Origin of the sequence: Alicyclobacillus cycloheptanicus, from assembly GCF_028751525.1 — a bacterium.
In the GTDB taxonomy this organism is placed as follows: domain Bacteria; phylum Bacillota; class Bacilli; order Alicyclobacillales; family Alicyclobacillaceae; genus Alicyclobacillus_L; species Alicyclobacillus_L cycloheptanicus.
Window position 1 is genome coordinate 420,114 of the sequence record NZ_CP067097.1, and the last position, 18,367, is coordinate 438,480.

General features: G+C 58.6%; 19 protein-coding genes. 8 read left to right on the plus strand and 11 right to left on the minus strand.

Annotated elements, in window-relative coordinates:
* Window positions 1–142 precede the first annotated feature (142 nt).
* Together JI721_RS01980 and JI721_RS01985 are read right to left on the minus strand one after the other, a co-directional pair.
* Window positions 143–1,006, minus strand: coding sequence for a thiamine pyrophosphate-dependent enzyme (locus JI721_RS01980; protein ID WP_274456399.1), 864 nt, complete (start codon window positions 1,004–1,006; stop codon window positions 143–145).
* Window positions 1,006–2,757: a 2-oxoacid:acceptor oxidoreductase subunit alpha gene (locus JI721_RS01985; RefSeq protein WP_274456400.1), complete on the minus strand. Its 1,752-nt coding sequence runs from the start codon at window positions 2,755–2,757 to the stop codon at window positions 1,006–1,008. The genes JI721_RS01980 and JI721_RS01985 overlap by 1 nt, the downstream gene beginning before the upstream one ends.
* A gap of 399 nt (window positions 2,758–3,156) precedes the next feature.
* Between JI721_RS01985 and JI721_RS01990 the strand changes: the two genes are divergently transcribed.
* Window positions 3,157–3,624, plus strand: a complete 468-nt coding sequence (locus tag JI721_RS01990; RefSeq protein WP_274456401.1) for a 3D domain-containing protein — start codon at window positions 3,157–3,159, stop codon at window positions 3,622–3,624.
* Here the strand turns inward: JI721_RS01990 and JI721_RS01995 are convergent.
* Window positions 3,600–4,034 carry a DUF86 domain-containing protein gene (locus JI721_RS01995; protein ID WP_274456402.1) on the minus strand — a complete coding sequence of 145 codons (435 nt, stop codon included), beginning with the start codon at window positions 4,032–4,034 and terminating at the stop codon, window positions 3,600–3,602. The two genes, JI721_RS01990 and JI721_RS01995, sit on opposite strands and share 25 nt — an antisense overlap.
* Before the next feature lie 212 nt (window positions 4,035–4,246).
* Between JI721_RS01995 and JI721_RS02000 the strand changes: the two genes are divergently transcribed.
* The 4 genes from JI721_RS02000 (at window position 4,247) to JI721_RS02015 (ending at window position 7,805) form a co-directional block, all read left to right on the plus strand.
* Window positions 4,247–5,971: a 2-oxoacid:acceptor oxidoreductase subunit alpha gene (locus tag JI721_RS02000; RefSeq protein ID WP_274456403.1), complete on the plus strand. Its 1,725-nt coding sequence runs from the start codon at window positions 4,247–4,249 to the stop codon at window positions 5,969–5,971.
* Window position 5,972: 1 nt separating this feature from the next.
* Window positions 5,973–6,839 (plus strand): 2-oxoacid:ferredoxin oxidoreductase subunit beta, encoded by an 867-nt coding sequence (locus tag JI721_RS02005; RefSeq protein ID WP_274456404.1) that lies wholly within the window; start codon window positions 5,973–5,975, stop codon window positions 6,837–6,839.
* Between the two features lie 168 nt (window positions 6,840–7,007).
* Window positions 7,008–7,481: a DUF4149 domain-containing protein gene (locus tag JI721_RS02010; RefSeq protein WP_274456405.1), complete on the plus strand. Its 474-nt coding sequence runs from the start codon at window positions 7,008–7,010 to the stop codon at window positions 7,479–7,481.
* A gap of 18 nt (window positions 7,482–7,499) precedes the next feature.
* Entirely contained in the window at window positions 7,500–7,805 is a 306-nt protein-coding gene (locus JI721_RS02015; protein WP_274456407.1) for a hypothetical protein, read from the plus strand.
* A gap of 49 nt (window positions 7,806–7,854) precedes the next feature.
* On the opposite strand, the gene JI721_RS02020 is transcribed toward JI721_RS02015, so the two are convergent.
* Window positions 7,855–8,343, minus strand: a complete 489-nt coding sequence (locus tag JI721_RS02020; protein WP_274456408.1) for a divergent PAP2 family protein — start codon at window positions 8,341–8,343, stop codon at window positions 7,855–7,857.
* A 245-nt stretch (window positions 8,344–8,588) separates the two neighbouring features.
* Here JI721_RS02020 and JI721_RS02025 point away from each other — a divergent pair, with 245 nt between their 5' ends.
* Window positions 8,589–8,915 carry a YunC family protein gene (locus JI721_RS02025; RefSeq protein ID WP_274456409.1) on the plus strand — a complete coding sequence of 109 codons (327 nt, stop codon included), beginning with the start codon at window positions 8,589–8,591 and terminating at the stop codon, window positions 8,913–8,915.
* A gap of 133 nt (window positions 8,916–9,048) precedes the next feature.
* Here JI721_RS02025 and JI721_RS02030 read toward each other — a convergent pair whose 3' ends face one another.
* Window positions 9,049–10,254 carry a glycosyltransferase family 2 protein gene (locus JI721_RS02030; protein ID WP_274457614.1) on the minus strand — a complete coding sequence of 402 codons (1,206 nt, stop codon included), beginning with the start codon at window positions 10,252–10,254 and terminating at the stop codon, window positions 9,049–9,051.
* A 145-nt stretch (window positions 10,255–10,399) separates the two neighbouring features.
* On the opposite strand from JI721_RS02030, the gene JI721_RS02035 reads away from it, so the two are divergent.
* On the plus strand, window positions 10,400–11,011 hold the full coding sequence (locus tag JI721_RS02035) for a DedA family protein (RefSeq protein WP_274456410.1): 612 nt from the start codon (window positions 10,400–10,402) through the stop codon (window positions 11,009–11,011).
* 65 nt (window positions 11,012–11,076) lie between these two features.
* Here the strand turns inward: JI721_RS02035 and JI721_RS02040 are convergent, their stop codons facing one another.
* The 6 genes from JI721_RS02040 to JI721_RS02065 all read right to left on the minus strand — a co-directional run bounded on the left by JI721_RS02040 (window position 11,077) and on the right by JI721_RS02065 (window position 17,426).
* Window positions 11,077–12,336 (minus strand): HD domain-containing protein, encoded by a 1,260-nt coding sequence (locus tag JI721_RS02040; protein WP_274456411.1) that lies wholly within the window; start codon window positions 12,334–12,336, stop codon window positions 11,077–11,079.
* Window positions 12,337–12,489: 153 nt separating this feature from the next.
* Window positions 12,490–12,840 carry a HesB/IscA family protein gene (locus JI721_RS02045; RefSeq protein WP_274456412.1) on the minus strand — a complete coding sequence of 117 codons (351 nt, stop codon included), beginning with the start codon at window positions 12,838–12,840 and terminating at the stop codon, window positions 12,490–12,492.
* A 115-nt stretch (window positions 12,841–12,955) separates the two neighbouring features.
* Window positions 12,956–13,423 carry a thioredoxin-dependent thiol peroxidase gene (bcp, locus tag JI721_RS02050; protein WP_274456413.1) on the minus strand — a complete coding sequence of 156 codons (468 nt, stop codon included), beginning with the start codon at window positions 13,421–13,423 and terminating at the stop codon, window positions 12,956–12,958.
* A gap of 129 nt (window positions 13,424–13,552) precedes the next feature.
* Window positions 13,553–15,337: a chloride channel protein gene (locus JI721_RS02055; protein ID WP_274456414.1), complete on the minus strand. Its 1,785-nt coding sequence runs from the start codon at window positions 15,335–15,337 to the stop codon at window positions 13,553–13,555.
* Window positions 15,338–15,423: 86 nt separating this feature from the next.
* Window positions 15,424–16,878 carry an aminotransferase class I/II-fold pyridoxal phosphate-dependent enzyme gene (locus JI721_RS02060; protein ID WP_274456415.1) on the minus strand — a complete coding sequence of 485 codons (1,455 nt, stop codon included), beginning with the start codon at window positions 16,876–16,878 and terminating at the stop codon, window positions 15,424–15,426.
* 65 nt (window positions 16,879–16,943) lie between these two features.
* Complete coding sequence (locus tag JI721_RS02065; protein ID WP_274456416.1) at window positions 16,944–17,426, minus strand: YwhD family protein; 483 nt, start codon at window positions 17,424–17,426, stop codon at window positions 16,944–16,946.
* Window positions 17,427–17,585: 159 nt separating this feature from the next.
* On the opposite strand from JI721_RS02065, the gene JI721_RS02070 reads away from it, so the two are divergent.
* Entirely contained in the window at window positions 17,586–18,248 is a 663-nt protein-coding gene (locus JI721_RS02070; protein ID WP_274456417.1) for a SpoIID/LytB domain-containing protein, read from the plus strand.
* The last annotated feature ends 119 nt before the right edge of the window (window positions 18,249–18,367 follow it).

Genomic DNA, 18,367 nt, shown 5'->3' on the forward strand with positions numbered 1-18,367 from the left:
AGTCTATAAGGAAAATAAATGATTTTTACATACTTCGAACCGCGGGAAGCGCCGCGGTTCGACTTGTTTTGCATAGTTATTCAAATGATTGTATTTCAGGAAAGGCGATTTTGCTTGATGATTCGCTCCCACTACTGCCCTGTCACCGGAAAGTTGCTAGAATTTCCGCCGTATCCTCCCGCGAGAGCACCCAGTTATTTGCCGCGATAGGCGTATCTGGATATCCGTATACAGTTTGGTCAAAACTCGCGCGTTCCGGGTCTTCATAGATGAGCCCTGTCACGATATTCTGCGCCTTTGCAACGCGGTGCAGCGCTGTGATGCGGTCGTTGGGATTGTAATCGGGATCGTCGTCCAGGTTGACGAGGTGCCGCTTGTAGAATTCATAGGTCTGCACCTTGTTGAAGGTGACGCACGGACTGAACACGTTGACCAGGGAGAACCCGCGGTGCAGAATGGCGCGTTCAATCAGGGACGTGAGCTGCTTGATGTTGCCTGAAAAGCCTTGCGCGACAAAACCGCAGTTTTGTGCCAGCGCCAGTTGCAGCGGCACGATGGGTTCTTCCACAGAGCCGTGGGGCGAGGTCTTGGTGCGTGACCCGACGTCGCTTGTGGGAGACGCCTGCCCCGTCGTCAGCCCGTAGATGTGGTTGTCCATGACGACGTACGTGATGTCCACGTTTCGGCGGATCGCGTGAATGAAGTGGCCCATGCCGATGCCATAACCATCCCCGTCCCCGCCGGCCGCCAGGACGGTCAGGCTGCGATTCGCCAACTTCACCGCCTGGGCGGTCGGGAGCGAGCGGCCGTGTAAGGAGTGCAGTCCATATCCGCCGAAGTGCTGTGACATCTTGCCGGAGCAGCCGATACCCGAGACAATCACCACCTGTTCCGGTTCCAACCCGAGGTTCACGGCCGCCTTTTGCATGGCGTTGAGCACGCCAAAATCACCACACCCTGGGCACCATGTCGCACGTTCAGTTTGAAAATCTTGTATGGTGGACATCAGTTCAGCACCCCCGCAGGAAACACTTCGTGTGCGCGTGTCAGGATTTCCTTCAAAGACATTGGATCGCCGTTGTACTTCAGGCAGTTGGCCAGTACGCCGTGGCAGTTCACATGCTGCTGCATCAACTGTGCCAATTGACCGGTGGAATTCAACTCCACGACCAAGGCGCGCTGAACGCCGCGCAAGGCCGCTTCCAACGCCGACGCGGGGAACGGCGCGACGCGGGAAAAATGAATGTGTTTCACAATCAGCCCGTGCACTTCGAGCGACGCGCGGGCTTCCTCCAGCACCCCCCACGTGCTCCCAAAGCCGACCAGCGCGAATTCGGCATCCGCGCGGCCGTCCACGCTGACACCGCTCTCATGGGTAAAGTTCGCCAGTTTTCTGGCGCGCTTGGCGACCTGGTCCACGCGGGTCTGCTGGTCTTCCACCTCCAGCCCCACCCCGTTGTGCTCGTTCCCCAGGGCGACGTAACGCGCGTTCTTCTGTCCCGGCAGGGCGCGCGGTGACACACCATCCGCCAGCGAAGCATCATAGCGCTGATAGGCAAATCGGCCCATTTGCGCCAGCGCGTCATCGGAAATCAACTTACCGCGCTCGATGGTCACGCGTTCGGTCGGCAGTCCGTCGACCGATTGCGCTGACATCCCCAGATACAGGTCGGTCAGCACGATGACGGGACATTGATAACGCTCCGCGAGGTTAAACGCCTCTGCAGTATAGTAGAAGCATTCCTCCACTGTCCGCGGGGTCAAGACAATTCGCTCGATTTCGCCATGCGTGCCGTACACCGCTTCCTGCAGGTCACTTTGCTCCGTCTTCGTGGGCAAGCCGGTCGACGGGCCGCTGCGCTGCACATCCACGATGACGACCGGAGTTTCAGACATCCCGGCAAGCCCCAAAGCCTCCATCATGAGGGAAAAACCTGGCCCTGAGGTCGAGGTCATCGCCCGCACCCCTGCAAAGTTGGCGCCAATCGCCATGTTGATGGCCGCAATTTCGTCCTCCGCCTGAAGCACCAAACCCCCGTGTTTGGGAAAGTGTTCGATGACCCAATACATAATTTCCGTCGCTGGCGTGATGGGGTAAGCCGCCAGCAGCCGGCACCCGCCGGCCAGGGCGCCGAACCCGGTTGCCTGATTTCCGGAAATGTACAAGTGGTCCGCCGTCTTCTTGGGAAGGTCAGGCGCAGGCAGAGACACATCGTAATGCTGGGCGTAGTAGGCATATCCGGCCCGCAAGGCGCGCATGTTGCTGTCCACCACGTCCTGCCCCTTCTTGGCGAATTTGTCCTGCACCACTGGGAGGAACGCATCCGGCTGCAGCTGCAGGATGGCGGCCGTCGCGCCGATGGCGACCATGTTCTTCATAATGGCGCCGCCCGCGCCCTTGGCCAGTTCCGTCAATGGAATACCAAACAGATGCACACCGCGGTCGGACGGTGCCGCCGCCTGAAAGGACGACTGGTCGTACAGGACCACGCCGCCGTCGACCATCTCCGGCCAGTTGACGTCAATCGTCGTCTGGTCAAACGCGATGAGAACGCTTACAAAGTCGCCGTGGTGGCGCAGAACCTGGTTTGCAGCGCGAATCTTATAGTTGGTGTGCCCACCTTTGATGAGTGACATGAAGTGACGATACGTGAAGGTGTAATACCCCATCCGATGCAGCGCGATGGCAAAAATGTCACCGGTACTGTCGATGCCTTCGCCTTGCTTGCCACCGACCTTCCACCCGATTTCCTGCATGTGGCAAATCCCTCCCATTTCATTCGATCATCCATTCGGCCGCGTATAAGTTTCTGAAACGGTGACAATCTATCCGATATGGACAAACCGTTCAGAACCGTGATCCGGTGGATGGCGGCGTTGGTACTGAGTGCCGCAGCGGTTGGGAGCCCAGCCGAAGTCGATGCCGACCACGCTGCTCATGTCACCGGATCGTCACAACTGAATATTCCTATAATATCACAGTTCAAAAATTTTGCATATGACAGTTTCACCGATACCAGCAATCGAAGTTCAGGGATTCCAATAAAAACCGAGGAGGTCAGTGTTCCGGTTTGGTGTTCTGTATCAAACAGTGGCGGAGTCTGTATTAATACAGTTCACGCGCATGCAGCTGGCCCAACGCCGGTTGCTCGACCTTTGGCTGCATCGGCGCCGCATCGGCATCAGACGGTGCATCGACGACAGGAAGTGAAAGAGCGGCCTGAAGCGAAAGAGCGGCCCGTCGAGCCGCTCAGACACGCCATGCGTCCAGTCCACGACGCCGCGTCTTCCGCGACGCACCGGGCGCGCGAACTGGACAACTTCACCTTGACGGCGTATTCGCTGGACTACCATTCCACGGGGAAATGGCCGTCTTCACCAGGGTACGGAATCACCGCCAGCGGCAAGCGGGCCGCGGTCGGACGGACCGTCGCAGTCGATCCGTCCGTGATTCCCATTGGGACGAAGTTAATGATTGAAGGCGTGGGGGTGCGCATCGCCGAAGACACGGGCGGCGCCGTCAAGGGACGGCACATCGACATCCTGCTGCCGTCCGAGGCAGCCGCCTACCAGTTCGGCGTCAAGCGCCACGTGCGCGTTTACGTTGAGGAAATGTCCAAGTAACTGCGCATCGACGCCGTGAAAGGCCGGAACAAGCCGCCGTAGGTTCGCACCGCACTCACCACATCTGCCATCGACAGGTCCGTATACCCTCGGGCAAGGCGATTGCGAAATGCCAATATCCCTTCAAATTCCTCAAACCATGCCTTGCCCACCACACCTTCCTCCATAATGACGCGAACAATATCCGCATATCCGCCCGGTTCTCGCATCACGAGGGCGTCAATGACGAGGTTCGCCGCGTCAGTCACGCACTCCACCGCGACATGCAAAGCGCGCTCCGCCGCCCACATCCGCGTCTCGTCCCATTCATCGTCAGTCCACGCTCGCGCGGTTTGCAGCCAGTCCGCTCGTTGGTCGATGGTCCGCAGATACTTGTCCACTTCCTGGCGAAGCTGATTCGTGATGAACATGATGATTTCACTCCTCTGGTGGGTCAAAAGCGATTTTTGGACAAAATTCGCGAAAATCGCGCCTATCTGTTTCCATGCCGATCTGAGATCAGTATAATGGAAGATGGTGCGTTACACGAAATCAAGGGTGGCCAAACGCCGGTTGTTGATGACAACCGGCGCACGCACGAAAACCACACGCCTTTGTGTGGTACAGAGGAGTGGGAAGCTACATGCTGGATCAACTTTCATGGAAAGTTGGCGGCCAACAAGGTGAGGGTGTCGAAAGCACCGGCGAAACATTCGCGATCGCCTTGAACCGGCAAGGTTACTACGTTTATTCATTCCGACACTTTTCATCCCGAATCAAGGGCGGGCATTCGAACGATAAAGTCCGAGTGAGCCTTCAGCAGTTTCGGGCAGCAGCAGACTACACCGACGTACTCCTGGCGTTCGATCAGGAATCCATCGACCTGAATGTCGGTGAAGTACGACAAGGCGGCATCGTGATCGCAGACGCCAAGTTTAACCCCACAGCGCCCGACCACGTCCGACTCTTTACGGTTCCCCTCACAAAGCTCGCGGAAGAGGCTGGATCGGCCATTATGAAGAACATGGTTTCGCTTGGCGCTTCCGCCTGTGTGCTGGGACTTCCAATCGATATTTTTAAAGAAGTTGTAGAAGAACGGTTCAGCCGAAAGGGTCAGAAGATTGTCGACCAAAACATGCTGGCGATTCAATCCGGGTTTAATTATATTAAGGAACTTGGCGGGCAAGACCCGGAATTCGCGCTGAAGCCGGCGGACGGCACGCGGCGTCTGTTTATGATGGGCAACGACGCAATTTCGCTCGGTGCAATGGCGGCGGGCGCCCGTGTCATGGCGGCGTACCCGATTACGCCTGCTTCCGATGTGATGGAATATTTGATTAAAAAATTCCCGAAGGTGGGCGGCGTGGTTGTCCAGACGGAGGACGAAATCGCTGCCATGACCATGACGATTGGCGCGGCTTACGGCGGCGCCCGCGCACTCACCGCGACCTCTGGCCCTGGACTGTCGCTCATGATGGAAGCGATTGGGCTGTCCGGCATGACCGAGACACCGGTCGTCATCGTCGATACGCAGCGCGGGGGTCCGTCGACGGGGCTGCCGACCAAGCAGGAGCAGTCAGATATGCTGGCGGCGCTGTTTGGCACGCACGGTGAGATTCCGAAAATCGTCTTGAATCCGGCCACGCCGGAAGAATGCTTCTACATGATGGGCGATGCGTTCAACCTGGCTGAACAGTATCAATGCCCGGTGATTGTGATGACCGACCTGCAGCTGTCACTCAGTAAGCAGACCACCGAGCCGCTGAAACTCGAAAGCGTTCGCATTGACCGCGGCGACCTGGCGGACAAGAACGCCGTTGAATCGGCTGCTGCTGGAGAGTTCAAACGGTACGAATTGACCGACTCGGGCATTTCTCCGCGCGTGTTCCCTGGCACGAAGGGCGGGCTTCACCATGTGACTGGCGTCGAGCATATGGAAACCGGCCGACCCAACGAAACAGCGCCGAACCGTAAGAAGATGATGGAGAAGCGCATGCGCAAGCTGCACGGCGTCGAGTTCCCGTTTAGTGTCGAACGCACCGGCGATGAACAGCCAGACATCTTGCTGGTGGGGGTCGGCTCCAACATCGGCGCCATCGGCGAGGCCATGGGCCGGTTGAAAGCAGACGGGCTCAAGGTGGCGCACGTCCAGGTTCGGGCGTTGCTGCCGTTCCCGACAAACCTCCTGCAAAACGCAATCCAAGACGCCAAACAAGTGGTGGTCGTCGAGAACAATGCGACCGGGCAGCTGCGGAATTTGATGTCGTTCTTTAACGTCCATCACGACCGCATTTCAAATTTGCTGAAATACGACGGCACGCCGTTCCTCCCCGTCGAAATCTACCGTTACTGCAAGGAGTTGGTCTGAGATGGCGACAGTCAAGGATTTCCGCAATGACATACGCCCCAACTGGTGTCCTGGATGCGGCGACTTTTCCGTTCAGGCCTCGATTCAGCGGGCGTTGGCAGCCATGGGCAAGGAACCGCATGAGGTGGCCATCATTTCCGGTATCGGATGCTCGGGCCGCATTTCCGGCTACATCAACACGTACGGCTTCCATGGTGTGCACGGCCGGTCACTGCCGACCGCACAGGGCGTGAAGCTGGCCAACCGGAATCTCACCGTGATCGCCTCGGGGGGTGACGGCGACGGCTTCGGCATCGGCTTGAACCACTTCATGCACGCGGTTCGCCGCAACATGGACATCACCTACATTGTAATGGACAACCAGATTTACGGCCTGACCAAGGGCCAGCACTCACCGACCAGCGCCCATGGCTTCAAGGCAAAGACGACGCCGGAGGGCAACATTGAAAACGCGCTGGTTCCGACGCAGATTGCGCTGGCTGCGGGCATCGGCTTTCTCGGCCAAGGCTTCTCCAGCGACGTCAACCAACTCGTTTCGCTGATTCAGCAGGGGATTCAGTACAAGGGCTTCGCGCTCATCAACGTATTCAGCCCCTGTGTGACGTACAACAAAATCAACACTTACGACTGGTACCGTGAGCACGTCTACAATCTCGACAACGTGCCGGATTACGACCCAACCGACCGGGCTGCAGCGATGAAAATGGTGATCGAAACACACGGCCTGTGTACTGGGCTGATTTACAAGGATGAGTCCCGCGTCGCCTACGAAGACCAGGTCCCAGGGTATGCGGCGAACCCGCTGGTCGACGAAGATTTGCACCTCGATGCGAAAGTGTTCGAGGAAGCGATTCGAGAGTTCGCCTAAGAGCGTTCGCCGAAACAGCGCCGGCGCCGCGGTATCGGCAGAACCAAGCCGCACCATGCGGCGTTGCTGGCAATGAACACAGCACGTCCATACGGAACCGGGGCCAGGGAGAACACATCCCCTGGCCCCGCCTTCTCAATCTGCTAGATGTGAAAGGAGATTGCGGTTGTGCGCAAATTTGCGCTTTGGCTGCTCCACCTCGATTTGTCGCTCTGGTTTGGCGCTGGCATTTACTTTTCCTTGATGGCGGCGGAAGAACTGGGGCGCCTGCCCCTCAATCAGTTCGCAGCGGCCGTCGGCCTCCTGTTTCCCCCGCTGTTCACCTTGATGGCGGTCACTGCGATTGTCGGCTGGGTCCTCTACGCTTGGCTGGGGAGTCAGTCCCGCATCGTCTCGCGTTCGTTCCGCGCTGGCCACATCGTGTTCCTCATCGGCGTCTTGGCGGCCCTGGCAAACCGCCTGGTCCTGCTCCCGCTGCTTCAGCACGTCGAACGCCAGATGGGTTCGTTTCTGAATGCAACCGCCGCCCAGCAGGCCCAATTTGGCATGATGCACGGCATGTCGCTGCTGGTGCACTTTGTGGGGATGCTGATGGCACTCCTCGCCTGGCTGTGCTTGACCCTGAACTTGCGCATGGAATAACGAATGGAGGAGACAAACGTGGCACTGGACGCCCCACTCCCGCTCAACTGGCAGGCCGTGACGCTTCCGGAGGGCTGTACGCTTCGGCGGAAGGAAACGTTTGAGTATGTGACGGCCGCCAACATTTACGACATGGAGTTGTTTCAGACACAGGAGAACATGTGGTATGCCATCGCGATCCCCAGAGAAGGCGAACGCCTCATCATCTACGGGTCAAATGAAGTGCAGTCTGCACAGATGGCGATTCAAATTGTGGTGGATAAGATTGCCCGCGAAGGACTAGAGAACGTTCCCGGAGCGGACACGGAGGAACCACGGCGTTAAAGGCCGAGGAAACGCGCGCGCAAGCAAGCCTGCAGGCCTCCCTGCAGGCTCACCACCATTTCCCAAACAAAATGCCGATGATGACGCCAAGGATGGCGCCGACAATCACTTCAGAAGGCTCATGCCCCAGAATTTCCTTGAGTCGCTCGCCCTCTTCTGTGGCAGACGCCTCGAGCGTCAGGCCCGACTGTGCCATCTCCATCGCGATGCGATTGAGCAGCACCGCGTGCTCCCCGGCATGCCGCCGGATGCCGCCGGCGTCGTACAGCACGATGGCTGTAAACACCACAGCTGTGGCGAAGATCGGCGACTTCGAGCCGACCACGCACGCCAGCGCCGCCGTCAGTGCGCAGACGCCCGCCGCATGAGAACTCGGCATCCCGCCGGCGTCAATCACCTTATGAAAGTCCCACTTCCGATGAATCGCAAAGTGAATGGGCACCTTGGACAACTGCGTAGCAAGAATGGCCACGAGCGCCGCCATCAACGGTGCATTCTGCCATAGCCCGAGCAAAAAGCGGACAAAATCCGTCTTCATCATCTCATTCCCACGCGACCTTTCAAAGTCACCCCAAACAAAGTCGTCAATCACCGATGCACGGCTATGAATATACCGCGTCCCATCGTGAATGACAAGCGACAGCACGTCGAATCGGACGTGTCTACCTACATGTTATCACAACGCTTTGCGAATGTTGCGCCAGGGCGGATGTCCTCCACGTTCCGGGCAAACGCGGAATATGCTAAGTCGAGGCACCCACTGCCATGAAGGAGGATTCGTCGATGGTTCACGTACAGCCGATTTGGATCGACCACGAGCTGTTTCTGGGCACAGAGGTACAGCTGCCGAAGACCACTTTGCTCGTGATTCAGTCCGACACAGGATATGTCATGTGCGGCGCGCTGGACGTACAATTACTGCGCGAGAAATTGGCCAGCCGCAACATCCTGGCAGCCCGCGCCACGGGCGTTCGGAACCTCCAGGAATTGCTGGATGGCACGGTGGAATCCTGCACGCAGGCAGCGGAAGCGCTGGGTATTGAAGCAGGAACCCCGATTCGTGAGGCGCTGCTCCGGATGCGTGCGCATGAACGCGCCGAACGCGGATAACCCCGCCCGGGGCCGGCTGGAGAGCCGGACCAGCTGGACAATCTCGCCCCCTCAGCCGCCGCTGGCTGAGGGCTCCCCAGCGGGGTGGCAGCGAACCGCGGTTTCATCGCTGCCGTTTCACACCACCTGCCTGTTAATTGCTTTTTAATTGATCGAAGCGGATGGACCGGTTGTGAACCGTGTGCACCCAGGTCCGATTGGCTTTCGTGAAGTAGGCTCTGACGACAACTGGCCCCCAGGTCCACAAAAAGAACGGGAGCAGGATGAGCCCGAAGTACGCGCGCCAATTGACCCGCTCGAGAAACAACGCGAGCGGGATTTGCAGGTATAAGAACACGTTCACAATCACCCAGAAGTCCGTGGGAAGCCAGGCCGTGACATGAGACAGCAAGGTCTCGTGCGGACCGGAGATGTGCAGCAACAGCATGATGGAGGTCAAAAACAGGATGAGGAAGCGCATCGGCTGAAACAGGTAAATCCCCGCGTCGAGTTTGAGGAAGTTCCGTTCACGGACGCCCGCTTTCAGCAAGGGAAGCATGTGGGATTTTGCACACTGAAAGTGCCCCTGCATCCAGCGCAGGCGCTGCCGCATCGATGCAAGCAGCGTGATCGGTTTCTCATCGTACACCTTGGCGTCGTGTGCCCAGATGGGAACAATGCCGTGTTCAACACAGCGCACCCCGAACTCCAGGTCCTCGGTTAAGCCGGTCGCCTGCCAACCAAGGCGACGGAGCAGTGACATATCCATGCACAGGCCCGTTCCCCCGAGGGAACAGGACAAACCCAGGTTCTGCCGGGCATTTTGCCACATTCGATTGCTGTACCAGTACGAAATGGCCATACAGACGCTGACCCAGCTGTCAAAAGGATTCTTGACACCCAGGTAGCCTTGAATGACCGGATGACCCTCACACAGGCGGTCGTTCATGATTTGCAGAAAGTCGGGTGCCACAAGGTTGTCAGCGTCAAACAGGACGACAGCATCATAACTGACAGGCCAGCGCCACAGCCGCTCCAACATCCATTGAATCACATAGCCCTTGCCACAGTGGTCGCGATCGACCCGAACGTGTACCGCCGCCCCATGCCGTAAAGCCACCTCACGCGTGTGATCGGTGCAGTTGTCCGCGACCACGTGGATGTCAAACAAGTCCGCCGGATAATGCTGCGCCTTCAGACTATCAATCAGCGGACCAATCACGCGCTCCTCGTTGTGGGCAGGGACAATCACCGCAAACCTGTGCTTGGGTGCATAGCGAAGGGGTTTCTGCCGATGCCAAATGCCAAACAGGGACGTGCCCATCTGGTAGACGCCAATCATCCCCGTCAGAACCTGCATCAAAAAATAGGCGAAGTTGATGAAGGCTTGCAGCGACAACCCGTGAATGGACAACGCACGCACTCCCCCATTCTCCATGCGGATTCCATTTTCCCACGTCATCGTGTAGGATGAGTCTGTCCACATCTAATCTGGAGGTGCCTTCGTGTCTGCACACCTTGGTACATACGTTGCACAATTTGGGAATCTGGCTGTGTTTCTGCTCATGACCCTGGAAAGCATCTGCATTCCCATACCGAGTGAAGCTGTGATGCCCTACGCAGGCTACCTCGCGTATACACACGGTGAATCCTACTGGGCCGCCGTGCTGGTCGGAACCCTCGCCAATGTCGTCGGTGGACTGATTGCTTACGCAGTCGGCCGCGCCGGGGGTCGACCGCTGATTCTGCATTACGGACGCTACATTCTGCTGAGCCAACGGCACCTGGACCGAGCGGAAGACTGGTTTCGTCGACGCGGAGAGATCACGGTGTTCATCGCCCGGCTGCTGCCTGCTTTGCGCACCTTCATTTCCATCCCCGCCGGCGTCGCAAAAATGCCGCTGGGACGGTTTATTGTGTATTCCGCCCTAGGATCCATCATCTGGAATTTTTCCCTCACGTTCGCCGGCTTCCAGCTGGGCAAGCATTGGGAAGTCGTCGCTTCCGCCATCAAGCCCCTTACATACTTCGGAGCCTTGCTGCTGGTTTTGGCTGTGTTGTGGTTCTGGTTCGGCCGCAGAAAGGCACCCGGCCAGCGTCAAACGCCCCGGAACTAGCGACGAAGCCCGTCGTACCTCCGGCGCACAAGCCGCATGCGGCCGCATGCCGACATTGGGCAAGGCTACGGCATTGCCCAATGTACGAGGTTGCGCACCCGTTCACAGACAGGATCGTCCCCCTCGACCATTTCCTTCGGAATGAAAATGCGGTACTCCGTATCGGCCGCCAGGGAGCGGACGATTTTGGATTCCCGGCTGAGTTCGGTACGCGATCCGTCCGGACGCAGCAGCAGAATGCCTTCGCCGCGGTACACGTAGCCCGAAATTTCTGCCGTGCGTCCGCTGACGTAGTAATCCGGATGAAAGCCCAGCGCCCTCGCCGCGGTTCGAAGAATCGCCCATTCTTCGGAATTTGGCTCCGTCCGCGTGATGGGTGCAAACAGGCGCCGGTGCAGAAAGCGCTGGGACAAGTCCGCCAGCACACTGTCTTCCGACCGGGACCACTGCCGAAACGCGTACAGCAGCGTGGACTCGTCCAATGCCAAATAGTCAGAGACGCGGATGTCCATCTCGTCTGCCCCAATGATGGCGAGCAATTCCTGCGGAAGCTCACGCAGTTTTCCGTCGCGGATGAGGTCGCCTGCTCTGCGCAAAATCTGCAGCACCAGCACGTCGCTGCCCACCGTGACCGGGTGCAGATAGACTTGCGCATACATGAAATAGCGCGCCAAGATGTACTGTTCCACAGTGTGCAGCGCATTCGCCCGAAGCAGAATCTGGCCGTCGGAAATCGTCAGCGAACGCAGCAGCCGCGCCAGTTCGAAGCGGCCGTAACTGACACCCGTGTTCAGCGCGTCCCGCAGCAGATAATCCATCCGGTCGACGTCCAGCTGACTTGTAATCAACTGCTCGACCATTGGGTGGCGCCCGGCCTTCTGTAAAATCCCGACGAGGTCATTGGCGAATTCGTCGTCAATTTCCGCAAGAATCGTCTGCATCTCGTCGTCTTCCTGCAGGATTCGACGGGTCCACTGTTCGTGGTGGACGGGGTAGATGGATTCAAACGTATGCGAAAACGGCCCATGCCCCACATCGTGCAGCAGGGCAGCGGAAAGGGCCAGTTTGCGATCACGTTCGTCGGCGGGCCATCCGCACTCGCGCTGGAGATGAATCAGCACCCGCCGCATCGTTTCATACGCCCCGAGCGAGTGGGTAAAACGGCTGTGCTCCGCACCGTGGAAGGTCAGGTAGGACGTCCCGAGCTGCCGGATTCTGCGCAGCCGCTGCACCGCAGCAGAATTCACCAGGCGCCACACCCAAGGGTCGTCGACCAGAATTTCGTCGTGTACCGGGTCCTTCAAGACCTTCTCAAAATGCCCCATCGTCCCGCCTCCCAGCCAATCGTCGCAAAGGTCCCTGAGCCGCATGCCCACGCCTGTCCACACGCGGGCGCACGCGCGGATGCAGACTCCTCCACAAAAAAATCCCGGAGCAAGCGCCAAACGGCGCAATGGGCTCCGAGACTGAAAGGATGCTTATTCGCAAGAACCTGGCTGCCCTGCTTGTGTCGCCGTGCGGAAGCTCGACCCGCAGCCACAGGTCATCGTCGCGTTGGGATTCAGAATTCGAAAGCCCTGACCGGTCAAATCATCGACAAAGTCAATTTGCGACCCGTCAATCAACTCCAGCCCTTCTGAATCCACAGCCACCTTGATGCCTTTAATGGCGTACACCTCGTCCCCCTCATGCACCTCGTCGAGGGCCATGCCGTAACTGAACCCGGAACATCCGCCCGGTTTAATATAAATGCGAAGGGCGTTTTCGGTCCCTTCTTCATCCAGCATTTCGCGTAATTTTTCGGCTGCGCTGTCCGTGAGTGTCACCATATATTCCTCACCTCACCGTTATTATACGCCAGTCTGCCCCATCTTTACAGGGGGGTTGGCGAAGCGCGGCAAGGGGGAACCAAACCCGGGACTCGCGGACCCGGCGCCAGCAGCCCTACAGCGCCTTGACTGCCGCGAGCACTTCATCCGCATGCCCGTCCACTTTCACCTTCGGCCAGATGCGGGCGATTTTACCGTCGCGATCGATAATAAATGTCGTCCTGACAATCCCCTTGGTGATTCTGCCGTACATGTTTTTGTCTTGGATCACGCCGTATGCCTCACACACCGCCGAGGTTTCGTCGGCCAGGAGCGGAAAGTTCAGGCCGTATTTGCCGGCAAACTTCTCATGCGACTTGACCGAGTCGCGGGAAACCCCGTAGACGACGGCCCCCGCCTCTGCCAGTTCGTGGTTCAGGTCGCGAAACGCACAGGCTTCCTTGGTGCACCCCGGGGTGTCGTCCTTCGGATAAAAGTACAACACCACAACCTTGCCGCGCAGGTCCGCCAGTGAGATCACGTTCCCATTCTGGTCGGGCAGTGCAAAATCGGGCGCCATCTGACCGACTTCCAGTGTTGCCATCCGACATCGTCCTCCTCCGCCATACCATTTAAGAAAAGCATAACAGGGATTGTCCAGCAAGGGAAATCCGGTGCCGTGCGAACGCTGCTGTGCTCCCCCGCCGCGCAGGCTCAATGCATCACACTCCGGTCACGCCAGGTCATTGTTCTTGTACGCGTGAACGATGTCGGAACTGCCAATCACCCCAACCGCCGTATCGCCTCGGCAGACCAGTAAATAGGTCACGTCGTGTCGGTTCATTTGGTCGAGGGCTTCCGCCAGCGTCGCGCGTTCGTCGACGCGGTGAATCACCTTCGGCAGCAGGTCCTTCACCAACTGCTGGCTGCGCCCGTCGGTCAGGGCTTCCAGCACTTGAGCGCGGGCGACAGAACCGATGAGCCGCCCTTGTGCATCGCGTACCCACGCGAACCACTCCTGGCTTTTCGAGAACCGTTCCCAGGCCTGCTTCACGGCCATTTCTGCCGGCAGACTCATGCGCTCCGCCGCTACCGCTTCGCCGACATACACCGCGCGCATGCGGTCCGGCTGCCGCCGCCGCGCAATGTCCAAGCCGCGGCGAACCAGTTTCATCGTATAAATGGACTCTTTGCTGAGTGAACTCGTCACCGTCGTGGCAAGCACCGCGGTAATCATCAGCGGCAGAATAATGCTGTAGTCCCCGGTCATTTCGAACAACATCATGATGGCCGTCACCGGCGCCTGCGCACTTCCGGCAAACACGCCCGCCATCGCGATGGCCGCCATCGCCCCTGGGCTGATGCCCGCGTGCGGCATCAGGCGGTAGAGTACAATCCCGACCGCGCCGCCCAGCATCGAGCCCATGTAGAGGCCAGGCGAAAAGACGCCGCCGGACCCCCCGCCCGCAATCGTGACGGAGGTCATCAGGAGCTTGAGTACCAACAGAACGCACATCAACCACAGCGCCATGTGGTTTTGAAGGGCCAGGTCAACGGTTGGGTACCCCACCCCAAACACCTGCGGAAACCACATGCCGACCACACCGACGACCAGTCCAGCCGCCAGCGCTTTCCCCCAGAACGGCCACTTTCGCGCGTCGAACCAATCTTCCACCCTGTACAAGGTTCGAATGTACACGTAACTCCACAGCCCGGTTAGGAGACCCAGAATGACGTATACCCAATACACGCCAAAGTGACCCATCTGATACATGGGGATGGGAAAGGCTTGCTGGTCACCGAAAAACACTCGGCCAATGGCCGCGCTGACGACGCTCGAAATCACAATGGCCGTGAAGTTCTGCAGGGCGAAGCTGCCGAGAATGACCTCGGTGGCGAACATGACGCCGCCGACCGGCGCATTGAACGTGGCCGCGATGCCCGCACCTGCCCCGCACGCCACCATCAAACGCAGGTAGCGCTCAGGCAGCCCCAGGTACTGACCAAACAACGAACCGAATGCCGACCCAATTTGAACAATCGGGCCCTCGCGGCCCACGGACCCACCCGAACCGATGGTCAGCGCAGACGCGATGGTCTTGACCACCACCACGCGGCCGCGGATGATGCTGCCATTCTCTGCGATGGCGGCCATCACTTCCGGGACGCCATGCCCCTTCGCTTCGGGCGCAAAGTACTTGACCAGGCAGCTGACGGCCACCAGTCCGACAGCCGGAAGAATGACCACATCCGCCCGCCCCAAAAAGTGCAGCCAGTTCGTTCCTTGTGTGAAAAAGACGCTCGTCAGGAAATTGATCAACTTCCGAAACACCACGGCGCCCAACCCGCCAACCACACCAATCAGCACCGCGTACAGCAAGAGCACCAACGACTCCGGCAGCAGATGCGTCAACCAAGTGTGAAGCCCGCTACGCGGCGTAAACCAATGCCGGCGGTTCGGGCTCCTTCCTGCTGTGACGGTGTGTGCTTGTGCGTTTGCTGCGGTCGAACTGTTCACCACCACGCCCTCCCTCCGTGTACGGCCTTGCGATCACGGTCGCGACACCCGTCATGGTCGACCGGCCTTCCGCCGCACACGTCGTGTCAATCTAAAACGACTTTGACGTTTCGAATTTCCGGGTCATCCGGCCCTTGTACGGGCAGCCCGGCGCGCAAGTTTTCTTCGATGTACTCGATGTTGTCCTTTGTCACCACTTCCCCGGGCAATAAAATAGGAATTCCCGGTGGATAGACCATAATCATTTCCGCGATCGTCCGGCCAACTGCTTGCGCAAGTGGAACGGTTTCGGTCGGGGCGTAAAACGCCGCCCGCGGTGACATCCTCAACTCCGGCATCGAAGGGGCCCGCACCGAAAGCGTTTCGAGGTCCGTCCGATCACGGTAGGTCGCCGCGATGGTCTCCAGCGCGGACACCAACCGGTCGATGTCGCTCATGTCGTCTCCCCACGAAACGATACACAGGATGTTGTACAGGTCGCTCAGTTCCACTTCAATATTGAACTCCTCACGCAGCATGCGTTCCACGTCGTAACCGCGGATTCCCAGCCGACGGACGGACACAGTCAGTTTCGTCGGGTCGAGTGCGTAAGTCGCACTGTCACGCAAAATCTCCTCCCCGACACAAAACAGTCCATCAATCTGGTTGATGCGCTGGCGCGCCACATCGGCGAGCATCAGTGCGCGCTCAATGCGCTCCTGGCCGTGCAGGGCGAGTTCCTTTCGCGCCACGTCGAGCGACGCCAACAACAAGTACGAAGTCGAGGTGGTCGTCAACATACTCAGCACCACCTGCACGTGCCGCGGGTCGATGAGGCCCTTGCGCACGTTCAGAACGCTCGACTGCGTCAGCGACCCACCGAGCTTGTGCACGCTGGTGGCGGCCATGTCGGCCCCCGCCGCCATCGCGGAAATGGGCAGCCTGGGATGGAAATGCGTATGTACGCCATGCGCCTCATCGACCAGCACCGCCACGCCGTGCGCATGGGCAATCTCGACCATCTGCTTCAAATCAGCCGCGATGCCGAAGTAAGTCGGGTTGATGACGACGAGCGCCTTGGCGTCGGGGTGGTTCTCCAGCGCTTCCCGGACCACTTCAACCGACAGCCCATGGGCGATGCCAAGGTCGTGATCGACCTCTGGATGCAAAAACACAGGACGCGCGTCCGCCATGATGATGGCCGCCAGGACAGACTTGTGTACGTTGCGCGGCACCAGGATTTTCTCGCCAGGCCGGACAGCCGCCAGCACCATGGTCATGATGGCCGTGCTGGTCCCCTGCACGGAAAAGTAGGTGGCGTCGGCGCCAAACGCTTCAGCTGCGAGTTCCTGCGCCTGCTTGATGGCGCCTGTCGGGTGGTGCAGGTCATCGAGCGGCGCGATGTTGATGAGGTCGAGCGAGAGCGCGTTTTGCCCAATGAACTGCGAAAACGCAGTTTCCATCCCGCGCCCGCGCTTGTGGCCTGGGATGTGAAACTGCACCGGTTCGCGCGCCGCATGGCTCAGCAGCGTGCTAAACAACGGCGTGTCCGATTGATCCAACCGGCGGGCCTCCCCTGACGAACGGGATGGTTGATGTGTTTCCAAGACGGTGTCTGGCTGAATCGTCATGCCTGTCCTCCTGCTCCGAACGCCTCGCGAAATGCTGGCCCGGCATGTTCCCACAACTCTGGACGGACCGATGCCAAAAATTCGGCTAACCGGGCACGAACGTCGTCAGGAACCTCTCGCAAGTCCGCTTGACCCTTGACCGCCTTTTCCATGCAATTCACCTGCTGCGCCAAGGATTTATAGCCTTTCTGATGATCCTCGTCCAACTGAATCAGAAATGGCATGACTCCATAGTATCCTTGGACGCCGCCCTCAAAGCGGTGCAGGGTCACCCAGAACCCCCACACCGGTCTGGGGTTCGGGACTTCTTCAAGGGTACGGACAAATGTCACGCCGCGCTCCAGTTCACTCTTTCCGTGAATTGCGCCGTTGTCTATAAATACACGCTCTCCGTCCACAAACACGGTGGACAGTCCCCGCATGGTATCCTCTGTGCCTTTGCTGTGTTTCGCCTTCCCAGTCAGGTTCAGTTTTTGCACTCGGCATCCCTTCCTTGCCCTTCAATCTCACACTTCCCCTTGAATCTCACACCGGTCTCCATTGTACTCGCTCTACTTGAGGATGTCACATCGCGCATGTTCGCTCCAGATTCGGGAAACGTTAAATCCATCTTATTGATGAAACGTGAGGAGAGGACCATGAGCGACCAACAACGACTTCGGCGTAGAACCCCTGTTCGACGGCTCTGGTTTGGCCTTGCTGCGGCGGCGGTGACACTGGTCTGCACCGGTGTGCCCGCCCACGCTCAGCAAGTTTACACCATTGATAATACGGCCGAACCGTCCGTCATCCGGGTCGCGATCCGCGGGCTCAATCCAAATGGCGAACCCGACCCACGGGGGCGGATTCAGTGGGTACAGACGGTGCCGTTTGAGCAATATTGCGAGGACGTGCTGCCCAACGAGTGGGTACCATCCTGGAATATTGAGGCCCTCAAAGCTGGCGCAATGGCCATCAAGATGTTCGCATGGTACCACCACCTGCACCCGGTCAGCATTGATGGCTTCACGTTCGACGTGGACAACACCGTCAACTTTCAAACGTTCCGTTACCTCTCCCGCCAGCCGGACACCAACCAGGCCGTGATGGCGATTCGTCCCTACGCATACGTCAAGCCGGACGGCGAAATCATCGAATTGAATTATCGGGCAGGCAACGAGAACGACCCGAACTGGCAATATCGGAACGCGCAGAAAATGGCACAGTGGGGTTCAGAGTATTGGGCCGAACGGGGACGCGACTACGTGCAGATTTTGCAGTTTTACTATATCGATCGCACCCTTCGGCAGTACCGTTCGTAAAAGGGTCCGTTCGCACAAGGACCCGTTCACGAATGGGTCCGTACAGGAGGGTTATTTGTGAAACATCGTTTGCCATCGGTAAAATTGATTGGCCTGTGCGCGGCCGCAATGACTGCGAC